This is a genomic window from Chitinophaga sp., assembly GCF_035564935.1.
Taxonomy (GTDB): domain Bacteria; phylum Bacteroidota; class Bacteroidia; order Chitinophagales; family Chitinophagaceae; genus Chitinophaga.
Genome location: NZ_DATMTE010000731.1, coordinates 1 through 6820 on the forward strand (window position 1 = coordinate 1; position 6820 = coordinate 6820).

Here is a 6820-nt window from a genome sequence, read left to right on the forward strand (position 1 = left end):
GGGGAAAATACGTACGCTGCCTCGTTTTCATGTGTACTTATAATGGGACACTATATGTTTTTAACCTAAAACAGGCTGGATATAATGACACGTGCAATATTCATGATTGCTTTATTTTTGTTGCCCTTTGCGGCCATGGCACAGGAACACACAGGAGATACAGTTCCTAAAACGAAAAAGCTGAAGGAGGTAACTGTAAAGGCGCGCTGGAAAGACCGGCATCTTGCATTAAACAAACAGTATGTTGTTAAAGATGAATTTAAGCCTATGGAGCATTATACCTTCGATCTGCGGGACCCGATAAATCCCGGTAGGGAGTATTTTGTATTAGATTTTTTGAAGAGTGAACTTCCCCGGGGATGGGCGGGCAACAGCCTGCTTTCCTGTTCTGCCGGTATACAATATTATATAGATGAAGTGGAGGTAAGCTATGGCTATGTTGCCCGCCGCCCGCTGTCCGAATTTGCCTATGCCAAAATTTTCCAGGATCTTCATCCTCCCTGTCCGGCTATAGTGCTGTATACCAGGAAAGGGCAGGATATAAAGCGAAGGTAACCGCCTGTTAACAGGTGGCCAGCGTGTATACCGTTTTTTGAGTGCCGGCAGGCATGCATACTTTTTCCCGAAGAAAAGAATAAATGTTGTTCTTTTGCTGAAGAGATCATTTGGTAATTGACATGAAAAAGGCAGCAGCAACCCGGTTAAACATCCTGCAGAAAGCGTTTGAACTGATATATGTTAATGGCTATCAGACAACAAGCATTGATGAAATTTTAGCAACCACACAGGTTACTAAGGGTGCGTTCTATCATCACTTCAAAAGCAAAGATGAAATGGGCGTGGCTATCATCAACGAGCTGCTGAAACCCAATTTCAGAAGCACTTTTATTACCCCGCTTCAACAGGAAGGCAACCCGCTGGATGGTATTTATGCCATGATGCATAATATCCTGATGGAAAACCAATTCCTGAAAGTGGAATATGGTTGCCCCGCTGCTAACTTTACCCAGGAAATGGCCTGGAATAAGGATTTTAACAAAGCCCTGAATGATCTGGCTGCCCAGTGGGAGCAGGCTATTATCCACGCTATAGAAGCAGGTAAAAAGAAGAAATTCGTGAAAAATACGGTGAATGGCAAGGAAGTCGCCGTTTTTATTATCTCAGGATACTGGGGAATACGAAACCTGGGCAAGCTGGAAAACAGTAAAGCCATCTATCTCATTTACCTGAAACAACTCCGGTCTTATCTCAACACATTAAAATAAATGGCCTGTTGAACACCCCAGTTTAACAGCCGGATATTTTTTATTTAAAAACATACTAACTAGTATGTTTTTCATTTATCTTTGCCGCATACTGATAAAAAATTCAATGGTATGGATATGCATATTCATCCGGGGTACACATTTGGGTGGCCGGAATCCCCTGGTGTTACAGGCTTTGCATTGTTGTTTATAATAGTTATGGTGATAGTAAAAGAACTATGCAGCATTGCAGGCGCCCCCACTAATGTTGTTATAAGAACCGGTAAAACAGTATAAGATGTATCAATCACTTACATTCATACACTCCCTGTTCCGGTGGCTGGTGCTTATAAGCCTGGTGTACGCAGTATACAGGGCCGGGAAAGGATATTTCACCGGCGCAATATTTTCGAAAACAGATAACCTGGTTCGCCACTGGACAGCCACCATTGCACATGTTCAATTGCTTATCGGTATTACGTTCTACTTTCACAGTCCTGTTATCAGGTATTTTCTGAGCAACTTTAGTACTGCAGGAAAATCATTTGACCTGGTATTTTTTGGGATGATCCATAGCACGTTAATGCTTCTTTCTATAATACTTATTACCATCGGCTCCGCATTGGCAAAACGGAAGGCAACAGACAAAGAGAAATTCAAAACCATGTTGCTGTGGTACGCCATCGCACTGATCATTATATTCATGGCCATTCCCTGGCCCTTTTCACCCTTTGCCCACCGGCCTTATTTCAGATAGGCAGGTTTGTTCTATCGTAAAAAATTATGGAGAGGATATGAAAAATTTAATCATAGCAGGAAGCATACTGCTTGTTATCTACATTGGCTACCGGGTATACAAATACAGTACACTGGATAACGGCCTCGATAAGCTGGTGAAGGAAGGCGCTGTTATCCTGGATGTAAGAACGCCGCAGGAATTTGAAATGGAGCATATTAAAGGCGCCGTAAATATTTCTTTGGGAACCATCCGGGAAAGATACGTGGAACTTGATTCCTCGAAAACCTATATCACTGTTTGCTCACACGGCCTCAGAAGTGTAAAGGCGGAAAGTATTCTGAAAGAAAAGGGTTTTAAGCATGTGTATAATGGCGGCGCCTGGAGTGATTTACAGAAGAAGCTGGGGTTGCCGGTAAAGTAAAAAGACGCCTCATTATTAAATGAGACGCCTTTTTATAAATAGCGACAGATTAAAATTTCAACGCAACACTGCCACTGAAATTACGCGGCATTTGCGGAATAGTAGTACTCCATCCTACCCAGTAATCCTGGTTGCTGATATTATTTACCTTGAAAGCCACAGCAAACCGTGGTTTATCGTAAGAAAGGGCTGCATTCAATACTGTATACGCCGGTAAGGCATATTCACTGGTGGTGCTAAGGATCACTTTATTGTCCGACGCATAATTACCGCCGAAGCCCAGGCCAACTCCTTTTAATGCGCCAGTATGCAGGCGGTAACTGAGCCATGTATTCAGGGTATGTGCGGGGCCTGCACTAATAGGGCGTAATCCATCCATTGCAGGATTGCTTTTTTCTATTTTGCTGTCGTTGTACGCATAGCCGGCCACAATGTTGAAGCCTCTCAGGGGAGTAGCCGTTATTTCTGCTTCTATGCCCCTGCTGTATTGAGTACCGTTTTGCACGGTATAAGTAGGGCGTTCGGGAACATCCATGCGGGTAATATCACTTACATCAATACGGTAGTAGCTGATACTTCCATTCAGGTTGCCATCCAGCAGGGCAGCCTTAACACCGCCTTCCCACTGGTTGGCCTGGCTGGGTTTGAAGCTGCTGAAAGTACCATCCGGCTGCTGTACCGGTGCAATGTTCTGGAACCCATTCATGTAGTTGGCAAACACAGAGAGCTGGTCTTTCACTATTTCGTATACGAGCCCGAACTTAGGCGATACGGCAGTTTGCGCGTACTTCCCGGTAGTGGTATCGCGGGTGATATTTTTGGTGCCGCGGTTATCGAACCGGTCTATGCGCACAGAAGCCATTGCCAGGAAGCGATCGGTGATGTTCAGTACGTCTTGTACGTAAACACTGTAAATGTTTTGCTGGCCTGTGGATTTGGTATAGGTTAATCCTTTAAAACGGTCCAGTAATGCCAGCCGTGTAAGCTGGGTATATGCTGCTCCTGGTTTGGCTGCACTGATCACATCAAATGCAATCGCGGGAGAGCCGCTGGATTTAGTAGTGGCGCTGTAGATGTCAATACCAGCTACCAAACGGTTTCGCATGTGGCCAATATTAAAATCGCCGTTAAAGTTTTGCTGGAAATCAATAGCATTGGCATTGCTGTATTCCGTGTGGCTCATATAACGGATCAGTGAATCGTTGCCGGGTTTCATGCTCAGGTACCCGCTTAGTCCATTAGCGGTGGAGCTGAGGTAAGTGAAATTGGTATGACTGCTCCATTGTGCAGACAACTGCCTGTCAAGCGTAAGATACAGATTGGCCGCTGTGTTGGCGGTGGTAATATCGTCGCCGCTGAAGCGTTTGCGGAAATCCAGCTGCAGGTCTTTCGGGCTGCGCACACCAGTGGCATAGGAGCCATCTGCGAACATGCGGTAAAAGCTGTTGCCTTTTTCATTGCGGTATTCTGCATCTACTGTCAGCGTGGTTTTATCATCCAGTTTATAGGTGAGCGTAGGCGCCAGGAAAACATAGTTCTTAAAGCCTGCATCCTGGAAACTGCCTTCATTGTGTTTGGCGGCATTTACGCGCAGCAGCAAAGTTTTTTCTTTATTCAGCGGGGTGTTTACATCTGCGGTGAAGCGGCTGAGGCCATAGCTGCCGGCGGTGTATCCAACTTCGCCTTTGAAGTAATCGAACGGTTTTTTGGTAACCCGGTTAAATAGTCCGCCAAAGGAAACGAAGCTGCTGCCATAGAGTGTGCCGGACGGTCCTTTAATGGCTTCCAGGGTTTCAATGTTGGATGGGTCAATAGTACCGCCGCCAATAATGCCCGGTACTCCGTTGCGGAGAAATGATTGCGTGGAAAATCCCCTGGAAGTAACGGTACCGCCTGCGCTGTTGTTTTCCAGCTGCATTACCACACCCGGTACATTTTTAATAGTGTCGGCATAGCTTACCACCACCTGTTCCTGTAATAACTCTTTGGTAACGGTGGTGTATACCTGCGGGTTTTCTATGTTCTTTAATGGCATTTTCGCCACATACTCACTATTAACCCGTGTAAGCCGGTGTTTATTGGCGGTAATAGTAACAGACTGTAATGCTTTTACAGGAATGCTGAGTGCAATGGTAACATGCGCCCGTTGTCCTTTTTCTACCACCACTTCCCGGGTTACCGCCTGGTATCCCGTAAGGGATATTTCCAGTTCGTAATGGCCGGCCTCCATATTGCGGAAAATGAAATTGCCGGCTTCATTGGTAGTGGCGCTGCGGTGGGTGTTTTTCAACACCACGGTTACAGCCGGAGCGGGTTGGCCATCGGAGGTGGTTACCTGTCCGGTTATATTTGCTTTATCCTGGGCATAGAGCCATGATCCCGGCAGCAGGATGCATATTAGCAATAGTAAATGTTTGTGCATATCTAGTGGTTGGATTATGACGCACAAAGTTATAAGAGCCCGGTACTGCCGGTTTTCACGATCCGGAAATTCATTTACGAGATCGGGAAATATTGCCAGACCCTACTTGGGAAAGGGTTTGGAATTGAGATGAAATCCCGAAATATTGATACAATATCATTAATAGTATCTGCCAACTAATTGCCATCTTTGCGCGCACGTTATTTTCTAAAAGATTCCATGTAAATATGCGCGATACAACAAGCCGGGTTCCATTGCTTGCATCTAAACAACATTTTGAAGTACTGGATGGGCTGAGAGGAATAGCAGCAGTGGCTGTGGTAGTGTTCCACTTTATGGAGATTGCAGTGCCCGATTATAATAACAGCTTCATTGCACACGCTTATCTGGCGGTGGACTTTTTCTTCTGTTTGTCGGGATTTGTTATTGCCTATGCATACGACCGGCGTATTGATAAAATAGGTAGAACCGCCTTTTTGAAGTTAAGGTTGATCCGTTTACATCCCCTGGTGATCATCGGGTCGGTGATTGGTGTTGTGGTATTTATATCTGATCCTTTCAGCACACTGTTCCTGGTGTATGCCGGTAAAACGTTAGGGATGTTCCTGTCGTCCTGCCTTATGATACCCTATCCACTGGTACATGAACGGTATTTCAATCTGTTTCACCTGAACCCGCCCACCTGGTCGCTGTTTTGGGAGTATATCGCCAACATTTGCTATGCTTTTTTCCTTTTCCGGATGCGCAACAAAATAACCTGGGTGTTAACAGCGCTTGCAGCCATTGCATTATGTTATGAGGCAAAACAATCCGGTTATTTAGGCGTTGGCTGGGGAGGCGATAACATCATGGGCGGCGCCATAAGGGTAAGTTATTCTTTCCTGGCAGGGACACTGGTGTACCGCTCCGGCTGGATGATCCGGTCGAAGGCCGGATTCGTTTCAACGGGTATCCTGCTCCTGGCGGTTTTCCTGATCCCGTTCTCTGATAAGTTCAATCACATCATCGACCCCCTGGTGGTTATCTTTTTATTTCCGTTGCTGGTAGCCATTGGCGCCGGGGCGCAGGTTACGCCGGCCATGCGTAAAATATGCAAATGGTCAGGCGAATTATCTTATCCTCTTTACATGATCCACTACCCGTTTATATGGTTATTTATGAGTTACGTGGAGAAAGAAAAACCGGGATCAGGAGAGATGACCGCCATCATGATAACAGGTACCGCTATGTTGATATTATTCGCTTACCTGGTACTGGTTTACCTGGATACGCCGGTACGGAAGTTTTTTAAAAGCAGGATGGAAGCACAGGCAGCGCCGCTTGCACCCTGAACAGGTTACTAACGCATGGCGGGGTTTTCTTTTGTTTCCGGGTTGGCTATATGGATGTTATTTAATTTCAGGTAATCAGAGGGAGCGTATTGCGTGATCTTTTTAAAATTGCGGTTAAAACTCGATTTGGAATTAAACCCGCATTCAAAAGCCAGCGATAACAGGGTGAACTGCCTGCTTTCCGGTTGTTGTAAAAGTTGTTTGAATGCTGCTACCCGCTGGGTATTGATATAATCGTAGAAGCTCATCTGCTCCTGTGAATTGATAACCTGCGAGAGAATGTTGGGATGAACCTGCAGTTCCTTTGCCAGGTCGCCCAGGGTTAGCTCAGGCTCCTTATACAGCTGTTTTTTCTTCATCAGGTCAATCAGCGCCTCATGTATTTTGATAACCCCCTCTTCAGTAACCCCTGTTCTTTCATACTTCATTTTGCCACTGTCGGCCCCGCTGGCTGTTTCTGTTGTAAGAATAGCGTCTTCAGGAATGGCGGGGGAGAGCGGCGCAGTAACCGGCGGATCAGCAAAAATGCCCACCTGCTTGATACCAAAGTAACCGATGAAAAACATGAACAAGGCTACGGAAATATAAAGTGTTTGCGGCGTCCGGTAAAAGATCACAATGCCCCATATTACACCTATACCGGCAATAAGGTAGCGCAGCCAG

8 protein-coding genes are annotated in these 6820 nt (G+C 45.8%); 6 read left to right on the forward strand and 2 right to left on the reverse strand.

The window, feature by feature from the left end; genetic code table 11:
* The first annotated feature begins 84 nt into the window (after window positions 1-84).
* The 5 genes from VN105_RS18905 to VN105_RS18925 all read left to right on the forward strand — a co-directional run bounded on the left by VN105_RS18905 (window position 85) and on the right by VN105_RS18925 (window position 2404).
* On the forward strand, window positions 85-555 hold the full coding sequence (locus VN105_RS18905; protein ID WP_325643088.1) for a hypothetical protein: 471 nt from the start codon (window positions 85-87) through the stop codon (window positions 553-555).
* A 122-nt stretch (window positions 556-677) separates the two neighbouring features.
* On the forward strand, window positions 678-1265 hold the full coding sequence (locus VN105_RS18910; RefSeq protein ID WP_325643089.1) for a TetR/AcrR family transcriptional regulator: 588 nt from the start codon (window positions 678-680) through the stop codon (window positions 1263-1265).
* 111 nt (window positions 1266-1376) lie between these two features.
* Window positions 1377-1541, forward strand: a complete 165-nt coding sequence (locus VN105_RS18915) for a hypothetical protein (protein ID WP_325643090.1) — start codon at window positions 1377-1379, stop codon at window positions 1539-1541.
* A gap of 1 nt (window position 1542) precedes the next feature.
* Window positions 1543-2001 (forward strand): hypothetical protein, encoded by a 459-nt coding sequence (locus VN105_RS18920; RefSeq protein ID WP_325643091.1) that lies wholly within the window; start codon window positions 1543-1545, stop codon window positions 1999-2001.
* A 37-nt stretch (window positions 2002-2038) separates the two neighbouring features.
* Window positions 2039-2404, forward strand: coding sequence for a rhodanese-like domain-containing protein (locus VN105_RS18925; RefSeq protein ID WP_325643092.1), 366 nt, complete (start codon window positions 2039-2041; stop codon window positions 2402-2404).
* A 49-nt stretch (window positions 2405-2453) separates the two neighbouring features.
* On the opposite strand, the gene VN105_RS18930 is transcribed toward VN105_RS18925, so the two are convergent.
* Window positions 2454-4826, reverse strand: a complete 2373-nt coding sequence (locus VN105_RS18930; protein WP_325643093.1) for a TonB-dependent receptor — start codon at window positions 4824-4826, stop codon at window positions 2454-2456.
* A gap of 227 nt (window positions 4827-5053) precedes the next feature.
* Between VN105_RS18930 and VN105_RS18935 the strand changes: the two genes are divergently transcribed.
* On the forward strand, window positions 5054-6157 hold the full coding sequence (locus VN105_RS18935; protein WP_325643094.1) for an acyltransferase: 1104 nt from the start codon (window positions 5054-5056) through the stop codon (window positions 6155-6157).
* Window positions 6158-6165: 8 nt separating this feature from the next.
* On the opposite strand, the gene VN105_RS18940 is transcribed toward VN105_RS18935, so the two are convergent.
* A partial coding sequence (locus VN105_RS18940) for a helix-turn-helix transcriptional regulator (protein ID WP_325643095.1) occupies window positions 6166-6820 on the reverse strand: 655 nt, incomplete at its 5' end.

Bases quoted from the DNA above. Each gene is read 5' to 3' on its own strand.
- VN105_RS18905 (WP_325643088.1), top strand. From the start codon at position 85: ATGACACGTGCAATATTCATGATTGCTTTATTTTTGTTGCCCTTTGCG.
- VN105_RS18910 (WP_325643089.1), top strand. From the start codon at position 678: ATGAAAAAGGCAGCAGCAACCCGGTTAAACATCCTGCAGAAAGCGTTT.
- VN105_RS18915 (WP_325643090.1), top strand. From the start codon at position 1,377: ATGGATATGCATATTCATCCGGGGTACACATTTGGGTGGCCGGAATCC.
- VN105_RS18920 (WP_325643091.1), top strand. From the start codon at position 1,543: ATGTATCAATCACTTACATTCATACACTCCCTGTTCCGGTGGCTGGTG.
- VN105_RS18925 (WP_325643092.1), top strand. From the start codon at position 2,039: ATGAAAAATTTAATCATAGCAGGAAGCATACTGCTTGTTATCTACATT.
- VN105_RS18930 (WP_325643093.1), bottom strand. From the start codon at position 4,826: ATGCACAAACATTTACTATTGCTAATATGCATCCTGCTGCCGGGATCA.
- VN105_RS18935 (WP_325643094.1), top strand. From the start codon at position 5,054: ATGCGCGATACAACAAGCCGGGTTCCATTGCTTGCATCTAAACAACAT.